This window comes from Leisingera sp. McT4-56, assembly GCF_020514995.1.
GTDB classification, from domain to species: Bacteria; Pseudomonadota; Alphaproteobacteria; order Rhodobacterales; family Rhodobacteraceae; genus Leisingera; species Leisingera aquaemixtae_A.
The window spans coordinates 14988-34172 of the sequence record NZ_JAJALF010000013.1 but is presented as its reverse complement, the minus strand read 5'-3'; the positions used below and the strand labels follow the sequence as shown (position 1 = coordinate 34172).

General features: G+C 60.4%; 18 protein-coding genes and 1 tRNA gene. 12 read left to right on the top strand and 7 right to left on the bottom strand.

Annotated elements, in window-relative coordinates:
- Positions 1 to 377: 377 nt before the first annotated feature.
- From mutT to LHL23_RS14735, 3 genes are read right to left on the bottom strand one after another with little or no spacing between them, the layout of a single operon-like run.
- The gene (gene mutT / locus LHL23_RS14745) at positions 378 to 776 is read right to left on the bottom strand and encodes an 8-oxo-dGTP diphosphatase MutT (protein WP_226430445.1); all 399 of its coding nucleotides are present in this window, start codon (positions 774 to 776) and stop codon (positions 378 to 380) included.
- The gene (gene argJ, locus LHL23_RS14740) at positions 773 to 1999 is read right to left on the bottom strand and encodes a bifunctional glutamate N-acetyltransferase/amino-acid acetyltransferase ArgJ (protein WP_226430444.1); all 1227 of its coding nucleotides are present in this window, start codon (positions 1997 to 1999) and stop codon (positions 773 to 775) included. The genes mutT and argJ overlap by 4 nt, the downstream gene beginning before the upstream one ends.
- A gap of 2 nt (positions 2000 to 2001) precedes the next feature.
- Positions 2002 to 2853, bottom strand: a complete 852-nt coding sequence (locus tag LHL23_RS14735) for a peptidylprolyl isomerase (protein WP_226430443.1) — start codon at positions 2851 to 2853, stop codon at positions 2002 to 2004.
- 177 nt (positions 2854 to 3030) lie between these two features.
- Between LHL23_RS14735 and secA the strand changes: the two genes are divergently transcribed.
- From secA to LHL23_RS14720, 3 genes are all read left to right on the top strand, one after another.
- The gene (secA, locus tag LHL23_RS14730; protein WP_226430442.1) at positions 3031 to 5730 is read left to right on the top strand and encodes a preprotein translocase subunit SecA; all 2700 of its coding nucleotides are present in this window, start codon (positions 3031 to 3033) and stop codon (positions 5728 to 5730) included.
- A gap of 95 nt (positions 5731 to 5825) precedes the next feature.
- Positions 5826 to 6929, top strand: a complete 1104-nt coding sequence (locus LHL23_RS14725; protein WP_226430441.1) for a hypothetical protein — start codon at positions 5826 to 5828, stop codon at positions 6927 to 6929.
- 24 nt (positions 6930 to 6953) lie between these two features.
- Positions 6954 to 8507, top strand: a complete 1554-nt coding sequence (locus LHL23_RS14720) for a phosphate ABC transporter substrate-binding/OmpA family protein (protein WP_226430440.1) — start codon at positions 6954 to 6956, stop codon at positions 8505 to 8507.
- 46 nt (positions 8508 to 8553) lie between these two features.
- On the opposite strand, the gene LHL23_RS14715 is transcribed toward LHL23_RS14720, so the two are convergent.
- Positions 8554 to 8841, bottom strand: a complete 288-nt coding sequence (locus LHL23_RS14715; RefSeq protein ID WP_226430439.1) for a hypothetical protein — start codon at positions 8839 to 8841, stop codon at positions 8554 to 8556.
- 155 nt (positions 8842 to 8996) lie between these two features.
- Here LHL23_RS14715 and LHL23_RS14710 point away from each other — a divergent pair, with 155 nt between their 5' ends.
- From LHL23_RS14710 to LHL23_RS14675, 8 genes are all read left to right on the top strand, one after another.
- On the top strand, positions 8997 to 9260 hold the full coding sequence (locus LHL23_RS14710) for a VPEID-CTERM sorting domain-containing protein (protein WP_226430438.1): 264 nt from the start codon (positions 8997 to 8999) through the stop codon (positions 9258 to 9260).
- Positions 9261 to 9465: 205 nt separating this feature from the next.
- Positions 9466 to 10146, top strand: a complete 681-nt coding sequence (locus LHL23_RS14705) for a sugar transferase (RefSeq protein ID WP_226430437.1) — start codon at positions 9466 to 9468, stop codon at positions 10144 to 10146.
- Between the two features lie 279 nt (positions 10147 to 10425).
- Positions 10426 to 11124 carry a fumarylacetoacetate hydrolase family protein gene (locus tag LHL23_RS14700; RefSeq protein WP_226430436.1) on the top strand — a complete coding sequence of 233 codons (699 nt, stop codon included), beginning with the start codon at positions 10426 to 10428 and terminating at the stop codon, positions 11122 to 11124.
- A 325-nt stretch (positions 11125 to 11449) separates the two neighbouring features.
- Entirely contained in the window at positions 11450 to 12493 is a 1044-nt protein-coding gene (locus tag LHL23_RS14695; protein WP_222476961.1) for a TRAP transporter substrate-binding protein, read from the top strand.
- 81 nt (positions 12494 to 12574) lie between these two features.
- A complete protein-coding gene (locus LHL23_RS14690; RefSeq protein ID WP_222476963.1) occupies positions 12575 to 13156 on the top strand; it encodes a TRAP transporter small permease in 582 nt (193 codons plus the stop codon).
- The gene (locus LHL23_RS14685; RefSeq protein WP_226430435.1) at positions 13153 to 14658 is read left to right on the top strand and encodes a TRAP transporter large permease; all 1506 of its coding nucleotides are present in this window, start codon (positions 13153 to 13155) and stop codon (positions 14656 to 14658) included. The genes LHL23_RS14690 and LHL23_RS14685 overlap by 4 nt, the downstream gene beginning before the upstream one ends.
- A 153-nt stretch (positions 14659 to 14811) precedes the next feature.
- Positions 14812 to 14988, top strand: coding sequence for a hypothetical protein (locus tag LHL23_RS14680; protein WP_226430434.1), 177 nt, complete (start codon positions 14812 to 14814; stop codon positions 14986 to 14988).
- A gap of 54 nt (positions 14989 to 15042) precedes the next feature.
- Entirely contained in the window at positions 15043 to 15504 is a 462-nt protein-coding gene (locus LHL23_RS14675; RefSeq protein WP_226430433.1) for an acyl-CoA thioesterase, read from the top strand.
- Positions 15505 to 15510: 6 nt separating this feature from the next.
- On the opposite strand, the gene LHL23_RS14670 is transcribed toward LHL23_RS14675, so the two are convergent.
- Complete coding sequence (locus LHL23_RS14670; protein WP_226430432.1) at positions 15511 to 16713, bottom strand: winged helix-turn-helix domain-containing protein; 1203 nt, start codon at positions 16711 to 16713, stop codon at positions 15511 to 15513.
- Positions 16713 to 17738, bottom strand: a complete 1026-nt coding sequence (locus tag LHL23_RS14665; RefSeq protein ID WP_222476971.1) for a LacI family DNA-binding transcriptional regulator — start codon at positions 17736 to 17738, stop codon at positions 16713 to 16715. The genes LHL23_RS14670 and LHL23_RS14665 overlap by 1 nt, the downstream gene beginning before the upstream one ends.
- 147 nt (positions 17739 to 17885) lie before the next feature.
- On the opposite strand from LHL23_RS14665, the gene LHL23_RS14660 reads away from it, so the two are divergent.
- Positions 17886 to 17962: transfer RNA gene (locus tag LHL23_RS14660), tRNA-Arg, on the top strand.
- 32 nt (positions 17963 to 17994) lie between these two features.
- On the opposite strand, the gene LHL23_RS14655 is transcribed toward LHL23_RS14660, so the two are convergent.
- Positions 17995 to 19065, bottom strand: coding sequence for a tyrosine-type recombinase/integrase (locus LHL23_RS14655; RefSeq protein WP_226430431.1), 1071 nt, complete (start codon positions 19063 to 19065; stop codon positions 17995 to 17997).
- Positions 19066 to 19185 lie beyond the last annotated feature (120 nt).

The window sequence follows — 19185 nt, the reverse complement described above, 5'->3', positions numbered from 1 at the left end:
CAGCATTTCCCTCTTCAGCGGCCTCACCAGTGAAAACAGGAAGAAGGGCAGCCTAAGCAGCTGCCCTTCATTGCCTGGCGTGCGTGAGTGGCTGCCCAGGCCGCGGGTGCTGCCGGGGGGACTGCACCGCGATTACTCCGTTCGGGAATGCCCGTATGATGAAGCCGAGAAGCAGGTAAAGAGTCCCCCTCAATATGAGAGGCGGTTCCTGTTTTGCTGAAGTCGAAGCCGGTAAGCCCGTTTGTTCTTAAATACTTGATCAGATAAATTAACAAAGGGTTCACGCGCGCCGGGGCCGGGCAGTTAAATGCCCGGCAAAAAAGCAGAAAACGGATTCCGCTTTGCGGCAGCTGCACCGCAAAATGACTGTTCGCGTGCTAAAGCCAATCGCGAAGGATGGGGATCAGCGGGATATCGGCTGGCGGCATGGGGTAATCGCGCAGGTCCTGCGGGCGGACCCATTTCAGGGTCTGGCCTTCTTTTGCTTGCGGGATGCCCTCCCATTTGCGGCAGGCAAACAGCGGCATCAGCAGGTGGAAATCCGCGTAAGAATGGCTGGCAAAGGTTAGCGGAGCCAGGCAGGAGGCCCAGGTATCAATGCCCAGCTCCTCATGCAGCTCTCGGATCAGCGCGGCCTCCGGAGTTTCCCCTGGTTCGATCTTGCCGCCGGGAAACTCCCAAAGGCCGGCCATGGACTTGCCTTCAGGCCGCTGTGCGAGCAGCACGCGCCCATCCACATCGATAAGTGCAACCGCGGATACCAGCACTGTCTTCATGACCGGTAATCCGCGTTGATTGAGATGTATTGATGCGTGAGATCGCACGTCCAGACGGTTGCCGAGCCGCTGCCAAGGCCCAAGTCGACCTTGATGCTGATCTCCTGCTTCTTCATCTCCGCCGCACCCAGCTCTTCCTTGTAGTCTGGCGACACCCAGCCCTTTTCGGCCACCAGCACATCGCCAAAGGAAATCGACAGGAGATCGCGGTCTGCAGCGGCGCCGGACTTGCCGATTGCCATCACTACGCGGCCCCAGTTCGGATCTTCTCCGGCTATGGCGGTTTTCACCAAGGGGGAGTTGGCAATTGCCATGCCATGCACCTTGGCATCCGCATCCGAAGCCGCGCCCGTCACCTGAATTTCCACGAATTTGGTTGCGCCTTCACCGTCGCGCACCACCTGGTGCGACAGGTCCACCATGACCCGCTCTAGGCCGGAAGCAAATTCCGCGTTGCCAGTGGCGTCCACGCCAGACGCTCCGGTGGCGCAGAGCATCAGGCTGTCGGAGGTGGAGGTATCGCTGTCCACGGTGATGCAGTTGAAGCTGCGGTCGCAAATCTCCGCCAGCTGGGCCTGCAGCGCCGCCTGCTCCACCTTGGCATCGGTGAAGATGTAGACCAGCATCGTCGCCATGTCCGGCGCGATCATACCGGAACCTTTGGCGATGCCGGCGATCTTGACCGTCTTGCCTTCGATGCCGACCGTGGCGCTGGCGCCTTTGGCAAAAGTGTCGGTCGTCATGATTGCCTTGGCGGCATCTTCCAGCGCGTTTTCATCCAATGCGCCGTTCAGCTCTCCGATCTTGGCAATAATCCGGTCGTGCGGCAGCGGCTCGCCGATGACGCCGGTGGAGGCGGTGAATACGCGTTCCGCCGGGATGCCGGTTTCTGCGGCCACAGCCGAAGTAATCTCCGCTACTGAGGTTTGGCCGTAGTGGCCAGTAAAGGCGTTGGAATTTCCTGAGTTCACCAGGATGGCCGCGCCGGCATCCGCCGCACCGCCCAGCTTGGACTGGCAGTCGAGAACCGGAGCGGAACGGGTCTTGGACCGAGTAAAGACGCCAGCTACTGCGGTGCCCGGATCCATGACAGCCAGCATCACATCGGTACGGCCCTGGTATTTGACACCGGCAGCAGCAGATGCAAAGCGCACGCCGCTGATCACGGGAAGGTCGGGGAAGCTAGCGGGTGCCAGCGGTGAAACGGGCATGGATTTGGCCATGATCAGTTCCTTACCAGGCTGATGTCTTTGAGGATGGCCGGATCCAGGTCCTCGATCTCGGGCCGTTCGATTTTGGCGGCAGCGGTCAGCTCGTTCACCCGCTCCTCAACCGCTTTCTGGCGCAGCTCATCCGCCAATTCTGCACGCACCTCTTCGAATTCGGGCGCTTCCGTTTTGCGGCGGTCGTTCAGCAGAATGATATGCCAGCCGAACTGGGTCTGAACCGGGGCTGATACCTCTCCCGCGCGCAGTTTCAGGACCGCCTGCTCGAATTCCGGTACCATGCGGCCGGTGGTGAACCAGCCGAGGTCACCGCCATTGGGGCCGGACGGACCGGTGGAACGCTCTTTTGCCAGGGTCGCAAAGTCGGCGCCAGCGTCCAGCTCGGCCTTGACGTCCACCGCGTCTTCTTCGCTTTCGACCAGGATATGCGCAGCGTGGAATTCATCGCCGCCTTCGCCGGTGGAATACTTCTCGTCGTATGCTGCCCGTATCTTCTCTTCACCGCTGGCCTTGTCCATAACCATTTCGATCACGTCCGCCGCCAGCATGGCGCGTTCCTCGTTTTCGACCGAAAGCTCGACATAGCGCGGGACCTCGCCTCGCAGCTGCTGTTTCAGCGCCGTCTGCTGGATCAGCTGGTCCAGGATTGCGTTGTACAGCACTTCGTCCGGCAGCTGCTTGTACTGGGCCGGCAGGTTTTCGCGGGCCATGACCATATGGCCGATGGTGATCTCTTCGCCGTTGACCGAGGCAACAACGGTGTTTGCATGCGGTGCTGCTGCTGCGGTCAGCGGCAGCGCTGCACAGGCAGCAATCGCCATGCCGCGCAGAAATGTGAGACCTTTACGCATTGAAACCTTCCTATTCCTTGGCCGCAGTGGGGCCTGGCGTTGACACTCTATACCCTGCCGCTTACATCGCTTTGAGGCCATTGGCAGGACCGTCTTTCCACCATTGTTTATGGGTTGCGGACACGGCGGGCAAGCCTGCCCGATGCAATGGCCGGACATAGGATCGCTGGAGAAGATATGCTGGGTTTCGGAACAATCGCCAAAAAGGTTTTCGGCACGCCGAACGACCGTAAAATCAAGGCGACACGGCCGCTGATTGCGCAAATCAACGGGCTGGAAGATGAGTTCGTGAAGCTTAGCGATGACGGGCTGGTGGCAAAGACCGAGGAGCTGCGCAAGCGGGCGCTGGACGGCGAGAGCCTGGATGCGCTGCTGCCTGAGGCATTTGCCAACGTGCGTGAAGCAGCCAAGCGGGCCCTGGGCTTGCGCGCCTTTGATACCCAGCTGATGGGCGGTGTATTCCTGCACCAGGGTAACATTTCCGAGATGAAGACCGGCGAGGGCAAGACCCTGGTTGCCACCTTCCCGGCCTACCTGAACGCCCTGACCGGCAAGGGCGTGCATGTGGTCACCGTGAACGAATATCTCGCCAAGCGCGACAGTGAGTGGATGGGCAAGGTGTTTGCCCAGCTTGGCATGACCACCGGCGTGATCTGGTCGGGCCAGCCCGATGCCGAGAAGATGGCTGCCTATCAAAGCGACGTCACCTATGCGACGAACAACGAGCTGGGCTTTGACTACCTGCGCGACAACATGAAACCGTCGCTGGATCAGGTTTTTCAGAAGCAGCACAACTTCGCCATCGTGGACGAGGTGGATTCGATCCTGATCGACGAGGCGCGCACACCGCTGATCATCTCCGGCCCGGCCGAGGATCGCTCGGAGCTCTACGCGACCATCGACAAGGTAATCCCGCTGCTGGCGGAAGACCACTATGAGATTGATGAGAAAACCCGCGGTGTGACCTTTACCGAGGATGGCAACGAATACCTGGAGCAGGTTCTGCGTGAGCATGGGCTGCTGGAAGAAGAGGCGTCGCTTTACGACCCCGAAAGCACAACGGTGGTTCACCACGTCAACCAGGCCCTGCGGGCGCACAAGCTGTTCCAGCGCGACAAGGATTACATTGTCCGCAACGGCCAGGTGGTGCTGATCGACGAATTCACGGGCCGCATGATGGCCGGCCGCCGCCTGTCCGAAGGGCTGCACCAGGCCATTGAAGCCAAGGAAGAGGTGGACATCCAGCCGGAGAACACCACCCTGGCCTCGGTCACCTTCCAAAACTATTTCCGCCTTTATGACAAGCTGTCGGGCATGACCGGCACCGCGATGACTGAGGCCGAGGAATTTGCCGAAATCTACGGCCTTGGCGTGGTGGAAGTTCCGACCAACCGTCCGATTGCGCGTCTGGACGAGGATGATCAGGTCTACCGCACGGCCCGTGAGAAATATGAAGCCATGATCGAAGAGGCAAAGGAAGCGCACGGAAAGGGCCAGCCTGTGCTTCTGGGCACGACTTCGATCGAAAAGTCCGAGCTGCTGAGCCAGATGCTGGAGAAGGAAGGCATCCCGCACAACGTGCTGAACGCCCGCCACCATGAGCAGGAAGCGCAGATCGTGGCGGATGCAGGCCGCCTGGGTGCCGTGACCATTGCCACCAACATGGCCGGCCGCGGCACTGACATTCAGCTCGGCGGCAATGTCGAGATGAAGGTGCTGGAAGCCTTGGCAGCAAACCCTGAGGCGGATCCGGTGGAGCTGCGTGCCACTGAGGAAGCCAAGCACGCCGAGGAAAAGCAGAAGGTTCTGGATGCCGGGGGCCTTTTCGTGATGGCGTCTGAGCGCCACGAAAGCCGCCGCATCGACAATCAGCTGCGCGGCCGGTCCGGCCGCCAGGGCGACCCGGGGCGTACCCGCTTCTACCTCAGCCTCGAAGACGATCTGATGCGGATCTTTGGCTCCGAACGGCTGGACAAGCTGCTGTCCTCGCTGGGTATGAAGGAAGGTGAGGCGATTGTTCACCCGTGGGTCAACAAATCGCTGGAACGCGCGCAGGCGAAGGTCGAGGGCCGCAACTTCGACATGCGCAAGAACGTTCTGAAGTTTGACGATGTGATGAACGATCAGCGCAAGGTGATCTTCAACCAACGCCGTGAGATTATGGCTGCGGATGACCTGTCCGAGATCACCGACGACATGCGTCATGAAGTGATCGACGACCTGCTCGACACCTATATGCCGCCCAAGACCTACGCCGATCAGTGGGATACTGCCGGCCTGCAGGAACAGGTTCGGGAGATGTTGTCGATTGACGCGCCGGTTGCCGAATGGGCGGCTGAGGAAGGCGTCGATGATGAGCAGATCAGAGAGCGCCTGGTTGAAGCCTCTGACAAACTTATGGCGCAAAAAGCCGAAGCCTTCGGTCCGGAAAACATGCGCAACATCGAAAAACAGGTGCTGCTGCAAACCATCGACAAGAAGTGGCGCGAGCATCTTCTGACTTTGGAGCATCTGCGTTCAGTTGTCGGCTTCCGCGGTTATGCGCAGCGCGATCCTCTCAATGAGTATAAGAACGAGAGCTTCCAACTGTTTGAGGGCATGCTGGACAGTCTGCGCGAAGAGGTCTCTCAGCAGCTCAGCCGCGTGCGCCCGATGACCGAGGAAGAGCAGCAACAGATGCTGATGGAAATGGCTGCCCGCCAGGCCGCCATGCAGCAGATGGCAACTCAGGCTCATGCAGCGGAAGCACCGGCGGAAGAACCCGCTCCGGGCTTCGTCGAGGATGACCCAGCAACTTGGGGCAACCCCTCGCGCAATGAAAAATGCCCCTGCGGGTCAGGCAAGAAATTCAAACATTGCCACGGCAGCCTGGCCTGATTGCGGGCTTGCAATAAAGTAACAGCCTGACTCCGGTAACCTGCCCCTGGCTGCGGCCGGGGCAGGGCCGGAATGGCAAGCCTCTGCTGGAGAAGGTGCTGTGCTGCACCAGGTTCGTCAAAGGAGGGCAGTGCGCTGCCAATCCGAGTGGGCAGCTCCCCCGAGTTTGTTTCCTTGTGCGCAACGAAATCGGCGAAATTGCCGGATTCTCTCCTGCTGGCGGCCATAAACTGGCCGTCATTGCCGGGCAGGTTTCCTCCACTGGGCGGGCTCAGGAGGATCCAATGCCGAATAGACAGGTAATTCTGACAGCTGCGATGACTTTGACTTGCGCCTTGGGCATCGGAATTTACATGCAGTATTCCGGTGCCGGCCGCGGGGTAGAAACTGCCCAGGGACTGGCAGGGGGCGCGTCCGAATTGCCGATTGAGCCGGAAGCGGCCGAGCTTCGGATCGAACGGATTGCTTTGACCTCTGCGCCGCCGGATACGGCCATCGAGCCGAAAGGCACTCCCGGGGCGGATCCGGTGCCGGCAGCATCATGTCAGATGACAGCAACTGCCGAAGCCGCACCCCAGGCAATGGTGGCGTTCTCCGTTGATGCGCCTTGCCGCGCGCATGAGCGTCTGACAGTGCATCACAGCGGCATGAGCTTTACAGCTTCCTTGGACAGCACTGGGCAGTATGCATCCCTTGTGCCTGCATTGGCGCGGACAGCCGTTTTTATTGCGGAAACGGCAAGCGGCGCCGGGGCCGTCGCGGTTGCCGAGGTGGATGGTATCGAATCTATGGAGCGTGTTGTCGTGCAGTGGAGCGGCAATAGCGGATTCGAAGTGCACGCCCGCGAATTCGGTGCAGCCTACGGCAGTGCAGGCCACGTCTGGCACGGGGCCGCAGGCGAGTCAGGAGCCGGGCGGATCGACCGGCTTGGCGACGAGAGCCATCTGGCAGCCCGTGTTGCTGAAGTCTACAGCCTGCCATCCCGTCTGCCCGGCCAATCAGGCACCGTATCCCTGACCGCAGAAGCTGAGGTGACCACCAGCAATTGCGGACGGGACATCTTTGCACAGGCTCTGCAACTGCGCGGTGGCAGGCTCAGCAGCCGGGATCTGGTGCTGGCAATGCCGGACTGTGACGCACAGGGCAGTTTTCTGGTGTTGAATAATCTGGTGGAAGACCTGAAAATCGCCACCAACTGATTTGCGGTAACTTCAGGTATCCACATGACCTTCTTCCGTGCGGCCGTTTGCGCCGCACTTTTTCTGACGGTTCTGGCGCGCGGTCTCGCGGCCCAGGATGTCACCCTGTCTTCTCCGGATGGCGCGGTTGAAATCACCGGCACGCTATTGGGTTTTGATGGTGAATTCTACCGGGTGCAAACCCAGTTCGGCGAGCTCACGGTGGACGGCTCGGGAGTGGATTGCGAAGGGCCTGGGTGCCCCAGTCTGTCCGGCTTTGTGGCCGAGATCACCCTTGCTGGCTCCTCCGTAATGTCGGAAGTGCTGCTGCCAGCGCTGATTGAAGGCTTTGCCCGGCGCAACGGGTACCAGAGCCGCCGCGAGCCCCTGCCGGAAGGGAACTTCAGCCATGTGCTGATGCGCGGCCAGACACCGGTGGCACGCTTCACCTTTATTGCCAGCAATACCGATGCTGGTTTTGCAGCCCTTATTTCCGATGAGGCAGATGTCGCGATGGCATTGCGGGAAATCCGCCCGCTGGAGCGGAAGGCCGCGAGGGCGGCCGGGCTGGGGGACTTGACCGGCGCCGGCCGCAGCCGGGTGCTGGCGCTGGACGCATTTGTGCCGGTGGTGGCGCCCGGCAACCCGGTGCGCGAAGTCTCCCTGCCGCAGCTTGCCGGGATCCTGTCTGGCCGGATCACTAACTGGAAGGAGCTAGGCGGCCCGGATGCGCCCGTTTCCATACATATGCCGGTGTCCGCTTCCGGTCTCTCTCAGGCGGTGGAAGACAAGCTGATGGTGCCTTTCGGTGCCGGCTTCACGCCAGCAATCCGCCGCCATGACCGCAGCAGCACGCTGGTCCGGCGGGTGCTGATTGATCCTTTTGCCATCGGCATTGCCAGCTACGCCGAGAAAGGCGCAGCACGTGTGCTGACGCTGACCGGCCCTTGCGGGTTTTCGCTGCAGGCCAGCCGCCGGGCAGTCAAGACAGAGGATTATCCGCTAACGGTTCCCATGTTCCTGTATTTGCCGGCCCGGCGCCTCCCCAAGGTGGCGCGGGACTTTCTCGCCTATGTGCGCGGGCCTGCTGCGCAGGCCGTGATCCGCCGGGCCGGGTTTGTGGATCAGGCGCCGGAGCTGATCCCGGTCAGCCGCCAGGGCAACCGGCTGGCCAACGCGATTCTTGCCGCAGAAGGGAAAGAAGACCTCAATGAGCTGCAACGCTTGATGAACCAGCTGGGCGGAATGCGGCGGCTGACGGTCTCCTTCCGCTTTGAACCTGGATCGTCCCGCCCTGATGCTCAATCCCGCAGCAATATCGAACACCTTGCCCGGGCTCTGGAGGCAGGTGAATTCGATGCAAAGGAGCTTGTCTTTGCAGGTTTCTCGGACGGGGTCGGACCTGCCACTGGCAACCGGCAGATTGCATTGAAACGGGCCGCTGCCGTGCGGGAGGCTATTGTCCAGGCAGCAGAAACAGCAGATGCAAGCCGTGTTGATATCCGAACAGAGGGTTTTGGCGAGGCCTTGCCGATGGCCTGCGACGACAGTGAATGGGGACGGCAGATCAACCGCCGGGTAGAAGTCTGGGTTCGCTAGAGTCGGCCCGGTTTCAGAAGGGGCATGGTTATTGCCGCGCAGATTATTAGCCCGGCACCTGCGCCGATCGCGGCACCACCTTCGGCTTCCACGGCCCCGCGCCCGTGAAGGCCTGGTTCATGGCAGAGGGGTGCAACCGGATTTCCGGGGCGACCAAGATCAAGGGTAGCGAGATCATCTTGAAGGGGGAGCCTGCCTGCCACAGCGCCGGAGCGGCAGTGCTTGCCCCGCAGCGGGCGGCCATCGCCTCTAACCCGGCTTGAGGCCCGGTACCGGTTTTCGCCGCACTGGAGAAGCGCCAACTCGTGCAGGCCGGCAGTGCGATTCGCGCCATGTGCGCCTGGGCCTGTCGCCGGGGCGGAGTGGTGCAGGTCGGCTACAGCTTGGGGGCAAGCGTTGGCTGAGGATGGCCTCCAAATTGAGCGCTGGGTTAACAAGTGTTAATTTCCATCGAAAAAGAGTAGATAACTCCGCTTTGAGGCTGGGCCGATGAAATCCTTTTTGACTGTTGCCGCAGCAGCAGCCGTTGTGAACTGCTTAACTTTATCCGCCGCCTTTGCCGCTGGCAGGGGTAATGGCAATGGCGGCTGGGGCACCGGCAATGGGAATTCCGGCGGCAACGGTTGGAGCAATGGGGTTGGCAACCCGCATGGGGTTCCAGAAATTGATGCAGGCTCTGGCCTGCTGGCGCTGGCCGCTACCGGTGCCGCGCTGGCCCTGGTCTGGGAGCTGAACCGTCGGCGGAGGAGCTAACCTGGGTGCGGGCAGAAGATCCCTTACAGGCGCCGCATAGCCGCTACCGCTCCGGGCTTCACGCAGGCTGCGCGTGGTCCAGCGACCGTAAAAATGCCGGAAACTCTGCCCCTAGTCATTCCATTTTAGTTGCATTTGAAATAAAGCAAACACGTATAGCGGGTGCAATTCTTCTAATTCGCATCGCAGATCAAGGCGTTTGACGATGAATGATCTAACCTTCACTGCGACTGCTATTGACGCTACCGCGGACCGTCGCGGCCGGGTGAACCTGGGCTTTTACGCCCGGTCGGGAAAGCGGCTGTTTGATCTGGGCCTGGCTCTGCTGCTGCTGCCGGTACTGGCACCCGTTGTCCTGGGTATTTGGGCGTTTGTGCGTTTAGACGGCGGCCCGGGGTTTTTTGGCCATACCCGGGTGGGGCGGAACGGCAGGCCCTTCACCTGCTGGAAGCTGCGCAGCATGGTGGCGGATGCTGAATCGCAGCTGCAGGCGCTCCTTGACGCTGATCCGGCGGCGGCGGCGGAGTGGGCGCGCAGCCGCAAGCTGGCCCGCGATCCACGCGTCAGCCGGCTGGGTCAGATCCTGCGCAGGACCAGCTTGGATGAGCTGCCGCAGATCTGGAACGTGCTGAAAGGCGAGATGAGCTTTGTCGGGCCGCGCCCCATCGTCGCCGCGGAGCTGGCCAAATACGGCAGCAGCGTCTCCGCCTATCTGGCCCAAACGCCTGGCATCACCGGGTTGTGGCAGGTCTCCGGCCGCAATGGCGTCAGCTATGAGGCGCGCGTGGCATTGGACGTGGCTTATCTGGCCCGGTGCAGCTTCTGGAAGGACGTCCGGATCATTGCCAGAACCGGTTTGGCGATTCTTGGCACCACGGGCCGCTGATCTGCAACGCCCTTTCCCCTGCTGAGAGCGGGCTCTTAACACAGACACCGCCGCGCCGCTTTATTTCCGCATAGGTGCGGCGTGTCTGATGAACTGCCGTGCAGGCCTTCCGGCGACCGGATCATGACCTGAAAAAGTGGCAGCTTCTGGAACTGGAGACTGGGCACAACCGAGGAATTGCCTAGGCACGGCCGGTTAAAACAAGGGTTTACAGCTGGGGTTTAAACAGTTCTGACTTGAGAAAATGAACGCAAGCCAGGCGGCGGAAAGGAAATGCCCATGGGACAGTCTCTGTTTGAACTGCCAGAGGCTCCGCTCATCCCGATCACTGGGGAAGCGGCTGTATACCCGGTTGGGCGGATATTCTGCGTTGGGCGCAATTATGCGGCGCATGCCGCGGAGATGGGTAATGAAGTCGACCGGGAAGCGCCGTTCTATTTCACCAAAGCCGCCGCCAATGCGGTGCTGACGGGGGCGGTTGTGCCTTATCCGCCAGGCACAGACAATTTTCACTATGAAATGGAACTGGCTGTGGCAATTGGGGCGCCGGTTTTCCGGGCAACAAAGGAAGCCGCTGTGGCATCCATATTCGGCTATGGATGTGCGCTGGACATGACCCGGCGCGATTTGCAGATCCGCGAGCGGCAGAAGCAGCGGCCCTGGGACTTGGGAAAGGATCTTGAGAACGGCACAGTCCTGGCACCGCTGACCCGGGCGGCGGGGTGGGACGACCCCGAGGGGCAGCGCATATGGCTGGAGGTTAACGGTGAGACCCGCCAGGAAGCCACTCTGGCAGAGATGATCTGGTCTGTAGCAGACATCATTTGCCACCTCTCCGGTTTCTACCACCTTCGGCCGGGGGACCTGATCCTGACTGGCACACCTGCCGGGGTGGGGGCTGTGCAGGCCGGAGACCGGATACGCGGTGGGATTGCCGGGCTGGTGCCGGTTGAACTGACATTGGCTGCTGCGGAATGACGCATAGCGGCCCATGCCTCGATAGTTGTTGCCACGCGGCTGTTTCCATATGTATCAATTTAAGTGTGATTTCTGACTGTTTCGTAACACGTTGACCGGCGAATCTGCCTGAAGACAGGATGTGCAGGCAGATTTCATGAGTAAAAAATGTATAATCTGCTGTTGATGGTTACAAACGCACCTAATAGCAGGGAAGCAGCCGGTTCGTTAAACGAACCCAATGGGGGTCTTTGACGGCAGAATCGGAAAGAAATTCGCAGGGCGCCGCAGCAATGTTGCGAAGGCGGAAGGTCCGGCAAGTGATTTGGTCAAAGGGAGGACACACATGACCACTCGCAGAAAGCTTTTGGGGGCAGCGGGCGCAGCGGCCCTGGCAATGTTCGGCGCGATGCCGGCTCTTGCTCAGGAGGTGACCCTGAAACTGCACCAGTTCCTGCCAGCGCAGGCAAACGTGCCGAAACTGATCCTGGACGTCTGGGCAGACAATGTTGAAGAATCGTCTGGCGGGCGGATCAAGATCGACCGCTTCCCCTCGATGCAGCTGGGCGGCAAGCCGCCGGAGCTGATGGACCAGGCCATCGACGGTGTGGCCGACATCGTCTGGACCGTGGTGGGCTACACTCCTGGCCGCTACCCCTCGACCGAGGTGTTTGAGCTTCCGTTCATGATGACCAATGCGCGCGCCGTTTCGCACGCCTATTGGGAGATGTTCGACAAGCATATGAAAGACACCGAGTTCAAGGATGTGCACATCCTGGGCACATGGGTGCACGGCCCCGGCATGATCCACACTTCGGATCCGGTGGAAACGCCTGAAGATCTGGAAGGCATGAAGATCCGTGGCGGCGGCCGCTCGGTCAACGCGTTGCTGACCGAACTGGGCGCAACCCCGGTTGGGATGCCTGTTCCGGCGATCCCGGAAGGCCTGTCAAAAGGCGTGATCGACGGCACCACCATTCCTTGGGAAGTGACCGCGGCGCTGAAGGTTCCGGAACTGGTGGAGAACCACACCGAGTTCACCGGCAAGGCTCTTTACACCCTGACCTTCGTTCTGGCGATGAACAAAGAAAAGTATGAAAGCCTGCCCGATGACCTGAAGAAGGCGATCGACGACAACTCCGGCCTTGAATTCTCGGTCTTCGCGGGTGGCACCCAGGCGGACTCGGACGGCCCCTCGCGCGAGATGGCACTGGATCTGGGCAACAACGTGATCACTCTGGACGAAGAGCAGACCGCCATTTGGCGCGAGCGCGCGCAGCCGATCTATGACCAGTGGATCGCCGACATGAAGGAAAAGGGCATCGACGGTGCCGCGCTGATCGACGAAGCCAGCGCACTGATCGAGAAATACACGCCTCAGTACCAGTAAGGCGTTTGGATTGACAAAGGTGAAGGGCCGCGCGGCATTGGCACTGCGGCCCTTTGCATACCGGAACAAGGCAACTGAACCATGCACAAGCTCATGATGCGGCTGGCCAAATCAATGGCCTACCTGGGCGGTGCGGTCCTCACTCTTCTGATCATTCTGACATGTGTTTCTATCGCTGGGCGGTTGCTCAACGGTTTCTTCCATGGCGATTTGATGGAGCGGATTGCACCGGGGTTTTCGAAATGGATGACAGGCTGGGTCGGGCCTGTGAACGGCGACTTCGAATTGGTCGAGGCCGGGGTGGCCTTTGCCATCTTCGCCTTTCTGCCGCTGTGCCAGATCACCGCGGGGCATGCCTCGGTCGATGTGGTGGCCAATGCTTTTCCGCGGAGTGTGAAGCGGTTTCTGCGGATGGTGACCGAAATTGTCTTTGCCGCGGTTCTGGTGCTGATTGCCTGGCGGCTGGCGGAAGGTCTGGCAGGTAAATATTCCAACGGCGAGACCTCCTTCCTGCTCGAGTTCCCGATCTGGTGGGCTTACGCCATCAGCCTGCTGGCAGCAGTCGTAGCCGCCATCGTGGGCATCTACATGGGTGCGGTTCGCACCATTGAATTCTTTACCGGCCGCATCCTGATCTGGGACGGCGTGGAGGGTGAACAGTGACAGCTCTTGAAATTGGCATCGCCTCCTTCCCGGTTCTGATGCTTCTGATCTTTTTGCGGGTTCCGATTGGGCTTTCGATGTTCCTGGTCGGTCTCGGCGGGCTGATCTGGGTGACAGACGGGACCCAGGTTGCCTTTGGCCGCTTGAAAAGCGAGACCTATACCACCTTTTCCTCCTATTCGCTGACCATCGTGCCGATGTTCCTGCTGATGGGGCATTTTGCGACGCTGGGCGGCATGTCCACTGCGCTGTTCAAGGCAGCCGAAGGGTTCCTCGGCCACCGCAAGGGCGGTGTCGCTATGGCGGCTATTGGTGCCTGTGCCGGATTCGGTGCAATTTGCGGCTCGTCGCTGGCCACTGCGGCCACCATGGGCCGGGTCGCACTGCCGGAACTGAAGCAATACGGCTATGCCGGCGGGTTTTCGACTGCGACACTGGCTGCAGGCGGCACACTGGGCATTCTGATCCCGCCCTCGGTGGTGCTGGTGATCTATGCAATTCTGACTGAGCAGAACATTGCCAAACTGTTCCTGTCGGCCTTCATCCCCGGCCTGCTGGCAGCGCTTGGCTACGTGATTGCGATTTCCATCTATGTCCGCCTTTTCCCGGAAAGCGCAGGCACCCGCCCGCCGGTCCCGTGGGGCGAACGCTTTGCCGCGCTGTTCCATGTGTGGCCGGTGCTTCTGGTGTTTGGCCTTGTGGTTGGCGGTATTTATCTGGGCTGGTTCACTCCGACTGAAGGCGCGGCTGTGGGGGCGTTCGGCACCGGCCTGATCGCGTGGCTCAATGGCGGTCTGAACCGCGAAACCTTGGCGGATAGTTTCCTGGTGACCGCGCGTTCCACCGCGATGATCTTCTTCATCGTGCTGGGCGCGGGTTTCTACAACGGTTTCCTGGCGCTGACCAAGGTGCCGCAGGAACTGGCGGATTTTGTTGTTAGCCAGGGCCTGAGCCCCTGGATGGTGCTGGCGCTGATCCTGGCCTTCTACCTGGTGTTCGGCTGTTTGATGGATTCGCTGTCGATGATCCTGCTGACCATTCCGATCTTCTTCCCTGTGATCTCCGCCATGGACTTTGGCCTGCTGTCGCTGCCCGCGATGCAGGCGGATGCGGCAATGGAGGTTTTGAAGGCCGGCGTGCCTGAAGGTATGGGGGCGGAGATGCTGGCCTCGATACAGGATGCCATCGCGACCGGGGCAGAACTCACCCGCGAGCAGATGAAGGAACTGGGCATCCGCGTAACCGAAGGCCGGGTGAACCGGATCGAAGCGGAATATGTCGCCATCTGGTTCGGCGTGCTTGTGCTGATCGTGGTGGAGGTTGGCCTGATCACCCCGCCGGTGGGCATGAACCTGTTCATCATCAATGCGATGGACCGCAAGACCCGTATGATCGACACCTACAAGGCGGTCATGTTCTTTGTCGCTTCCGACATTATCCGGGTGATCATCCTTGTGGCCTTCCCGATCATCACGCTGCTGCCGCTGATGCTTATGCAGTGACGCACTGCCCTCTCCCGCTGTGCGCGGGAGGGGGCCTTTCGCCTGCTCGTGCAGGATATGGAAATATTTTGTGACACCGGTCCGGATTGACCTGAATCACCTTTCGGGGTTCCGCTGGTTCTGTCCGACACTGCGCACAAGGGGAGACCCGCCATGCAAATCAGCCGAAGCAAAACCGCAGCATCCAAGGTCAGGGCATTGGCCACCGAGGTTTCCGGGCTGCAAGGGCCCTGTGTGGGTTGCAGCAACTGCGTTGGACTGTGCGAGGCGCTGATTGACGCGCTGGTGCTGCCGGATCTTATCCTGTCCCGCAAACGCGGCAGTTCGTGACGCGGCGGTCCCCTCTGCCTTTGCAGTTTGATACCTCAGACCGGCACCGCTAGGATGCACCTGCAGAAATATGCGGGGCGGCAGAAAATGGCAGAGCAGGACACTTTCATCCATGAAATCCGCGTGGGCTGGGGCGATTGCGATCCGGCGCGGATCGCCTATACCGGACGGTTGCCGGCCTTTGCGCTGGAGGCAATCGACGCCTGGTGGGAGCATCAACTGGGCGGCGATGGCTGGTATCAGATGGAGCTGGACCGCGGCACCGGCACCCCCTTTGTGCACATGAGCATTGACTTCCGCTCGCCGGTCACACCGCGGCACCGGTTGCTGTGCGAGGTTTGGCCCTCGGCGCTGGGCAGTAAGTCGGTCACTTTCAGGGTGAACGCGCGGCAGGACGGCAAGCTGTGTTTCGAGGGGAAGTTCGTCTGTGTCTTCATTGCACCGGAAACCTTCACTGCAAGGCCCGCGCCGGAGGATTACCGTCAGGTGATCGAGGCGCAGCTGCGGCCGGAGTAACGCGGATCAGCGCAGCCAGCCGTCTGCAAAACGCACGTGGCCAACGCCCGAAAAACGGGCGACCCGGTCCAGCTCGGCCTCCAGCCGTTTGGTGCGGGCCGCTGACCATTTGATATCCCGTTCCGGCCAGACCGCAGTGACGCGCAGGATATCCGCGTTGCGGTCCGCCTTCATGTCGATGCGGCCCGCCAGGCGCGCGCCTTCCATCAGCGGAAAGACGTAGTATCCGTACCGCCGCTTGGCGGCGGGAGTGAAGACTTCGATCCGGTAGTGGAAGCCAAACAGCCTTTCAGCCCGCTTGCGGTCGCGCAGGGCAGGATCAAAGGGGCTGAGCACACGCATCCGGCCCGGAGCCGGGCCAAGATCCACGGCGGCCTCCACCGTGCCCGGACGGGCGAATACTTTGCGCAGCTGGCCGTCTGTTTGTTCCACTTCTATCTCTTCCAGCTCTCCCCGGCGCAGCTGCTTGGCGCACCAGGCCTTGGCTTCCGCTGGCGAGGCTGTATCCCAGAAAGCGGCGAGTTCGCCGGATGTGGCGAAGCCCAGCCGTTCCAGCGCGGCAGAACACAGCCAGCCGATGGTCGCGGCCTCGTCGCAGAAAGTTCCGGGCCGCAGATGTTCTTCGATGACCCGCTCAGTCAGGTCATAGCGTTTCTGAAAACCTTCGCGCCCGACCACTGTCAGCGCTCCGGAGCGCCAGAGGTATTCCAGCGCTGTTTTGGACGGGTGCCAGTCCCACCAGCCGCCAGAGCCTTTCTTTTCATCCTTGCCCACATCGGAGGAGCTGACAGGCCCGTGGTCCCGGACATGGTTCAGCACGGTTTCGAACTGCGCCTCGAAACCGTCCCGCCGCCAGTTGCGCCAGCGCTTTCGCAGCAGCTCAGTGTCGCGCTGAAATCGCAGGTGCCAGTGAGGAAAAAAAGCCATCGGGATCATGGCGGCATCGTGGGTCCAGTGTTCAAATAGCCCCCGGTCACGCTCGTAAAGCTGTTTGAGGTTCTTCGCCCGGTACCCAGGCCTGCGCGAGAAAAGGATCACGTCATGCGCCCGCGCCACGGTGTTGATACTGTCGAGCTGCACAAATCCAAGCCGCTGGATAAGTGCCAGCAGATCTGCGCCCTTGGCCGGACCCGCAGGCTGCTCCAGCAGGGCGTGGCGGTCCAGGAACAGCCGCAGCGCGCCTTGAGTGCCGAGCCGCTGCAGCGCCATCAGCGCCGTTTCAGCGTGTCGCCATAAGAAATGGTCGGGGTAAGTGTGACATGTTTTTCGATGTCAGCTTCGGGATCTTCCAGCTGGGCGGCAATGATCTCTGCCGCCTTGCGTCCGATTTCCAGGCGGCAGGCATCCATAGTGGCGAGCTGCCGGGGCAGACCCTGCAGCAGTTCAACCCCGTTAAAACCGGCTAGGCCGATCTGTCCGGGAACGCTGATGCCCTGTTCCTGCAGGTACAGCAAGCCGCCTGCGCCTATCATGTCGTTGGAATAATATAGAAAATCCAGCTCAGGGGAACGCTCCAGCATGGCCTGGGTCATTTCCCTGCCCTTGGCCAAGGCCGACCCGCCGGAATAAAATTCGCGGTCCTCGATCTCCACGCCTTCCTTGGCCAGCACCTCGGTAAAGCCTTCGAACCGTTTGCGTGCGCGGTGGTCCAGCGGCATCTTGGTGCCCATGAAGCCGATGTGGCGGTAGCCGGCCTTGAGGATGGCCTTGGCCATTTCACGGCCTGCACGGCGGTGGGAGATGCCGACCATCGCGTCCACCGGCTTGCCGTCAGTGTCCATAATCTCCACCACCGGGATTCCGGCGCTGCTCAGCATGGCGCGGGCGGCGTCCGTATGTTCCAGGCCCGCGATGATTACCCCGGAAGGACGCCACGACAGCATCTCGTAGAGGACCTTCTCCTCCTTCTCAGGCTGATAATCGGTCACGCCGACAACGGGCTGAAGCTCAGTGTTTTCCAGCACCTTGTTGATGCCGGTCAGCACCTCGGGAAACACCATGTTCGAGAGCGACGGAATAATCACCGCCACCAGGTTCACCCGGTTCGAGGCCAGCGCGCCGGCAATTTTGTTGGGCACATAGCCCAGCTCCTTGGCGGCGGTCAGCACCTTGGTGCGGGTCTTCTCCGACACATCGCCGCGATTGCGCAGAACCCGGCTCACAGTCATTTCGGAAACACCGGTTGCTTCGGATACATCGCGAAGGGTAAGCGGGCGCTTGCTGTCCGTGGTCACGTTCCTGAGCCTCTTGTTTTGTCTGCCTCTAACGTTAGCGCAGACATCACTTGCTGCACAATGGAAACTGCGCGCGGCAAAACGGCTTTCACCAGCCTCCATCCCATTGTGATCGCAAGAGGGATTTGCTATCGCGTAAACAAGCGCGGCCCCGTGGCTCAACTGGATAGAGCAGCCCCCTCCTAAGGGGCAGGTTGCAGGTTCGAATCCTGCCGGGGTCGCCATGCATGTCATTTTTTGATTTCTTTCCGAATGCTTAAGAAGACGAATTGTCCAACGAACGATTTTGTTGGACAGCGGGCGTAAGGTGCGAGAGAGCATCAGCGGCAAGTTTTTTGCGGCTGGCTGCCTGAACATATGTGCGCGCCTGGCGTGGATCTTTGTGAGCGAGAAAAGCCATGATCTGCCATTCAGTTGCCCCTCGTTCGGCGAGGCGGGTTGCTCCGTATTTGCGTAGCCCATGCGCCCTGCAGTGGCTCAAGCCTGCCTTCTGACAGCGGTCGGCGAACCAGTTTCCAAAGCTCTCGGTCGTGTACGGCTTACCCCTGCGGTTTAGAATGAAAATCAGTTGTCCAGGCGGAAGCTGGCGCAATTCGGTTCGGAGCTCAGGAAGCTTTTCAAGTGGCAGGGTTACATCTTGACCAGTTTTGCCGCGCGCATACCAGATCGAAGTCCCCCGGAGGTTGTGGCGCCCCATTGCAGCAACGTCTTGGCGTGCCGCGCCAGTACCAATAATCAGTTCCAACGCTAGTCGAGCAGGCGTTCCTGAGACGTGGGTTTCGCGGAACTGTTCAACCTCAAATTCAGTCCAAGTATGGAAGCCACCGGTTTTAGTCTTGCGGCGTTTGACTTCGCTAGTTGGTGAGTTGCCCTTAAACTGGTGATATCGCCTTGCAAAGTTAAAGATTTCCGACAGTTCTTTGTGTAGCCGGTTTGCGGCTTCGGGCCCGCCTTTTCTATCCATGAGGTGCTCAATGTGGTGCCTCTGGAGGTCACCTAATTGGGCGGTACCGATCAAATTGCGTACCCAATCTAGGCGACGACGCTTTGCGGTGCGGGTAGACGGAGCTAAGGCAAGGAATTCGCTCTTCGAAAGGTAGTCGGTAATTACAAACTCGACGGTTCCGCGAGTACTCGTGGGTTTTGACTGGACCGGGCTATCGGTGATCGCTTGATTATAAGCCAGGACCATTGCCTGACTTCCCCAGGGGCCCGGAAGATAAGTATCAATCTTTCTGCCTTTAATCGTTCTGCGAAGCCGAATGCGTTTGCCACCACGTGCATCGGTGACAATTGCAGCTCCAGGAAATGGGTTGCGCCGCCTCATTTGTTGATCCCTAACATTGCATCAATTTCGCTCGAAGGGCTTCCGCTTTCTCGCTCTCCTGCCTTGATCGTTAGTCGGGTCCCGTCGGGCCGTTCGGCAGTAACAGAAAACGTCGTCACG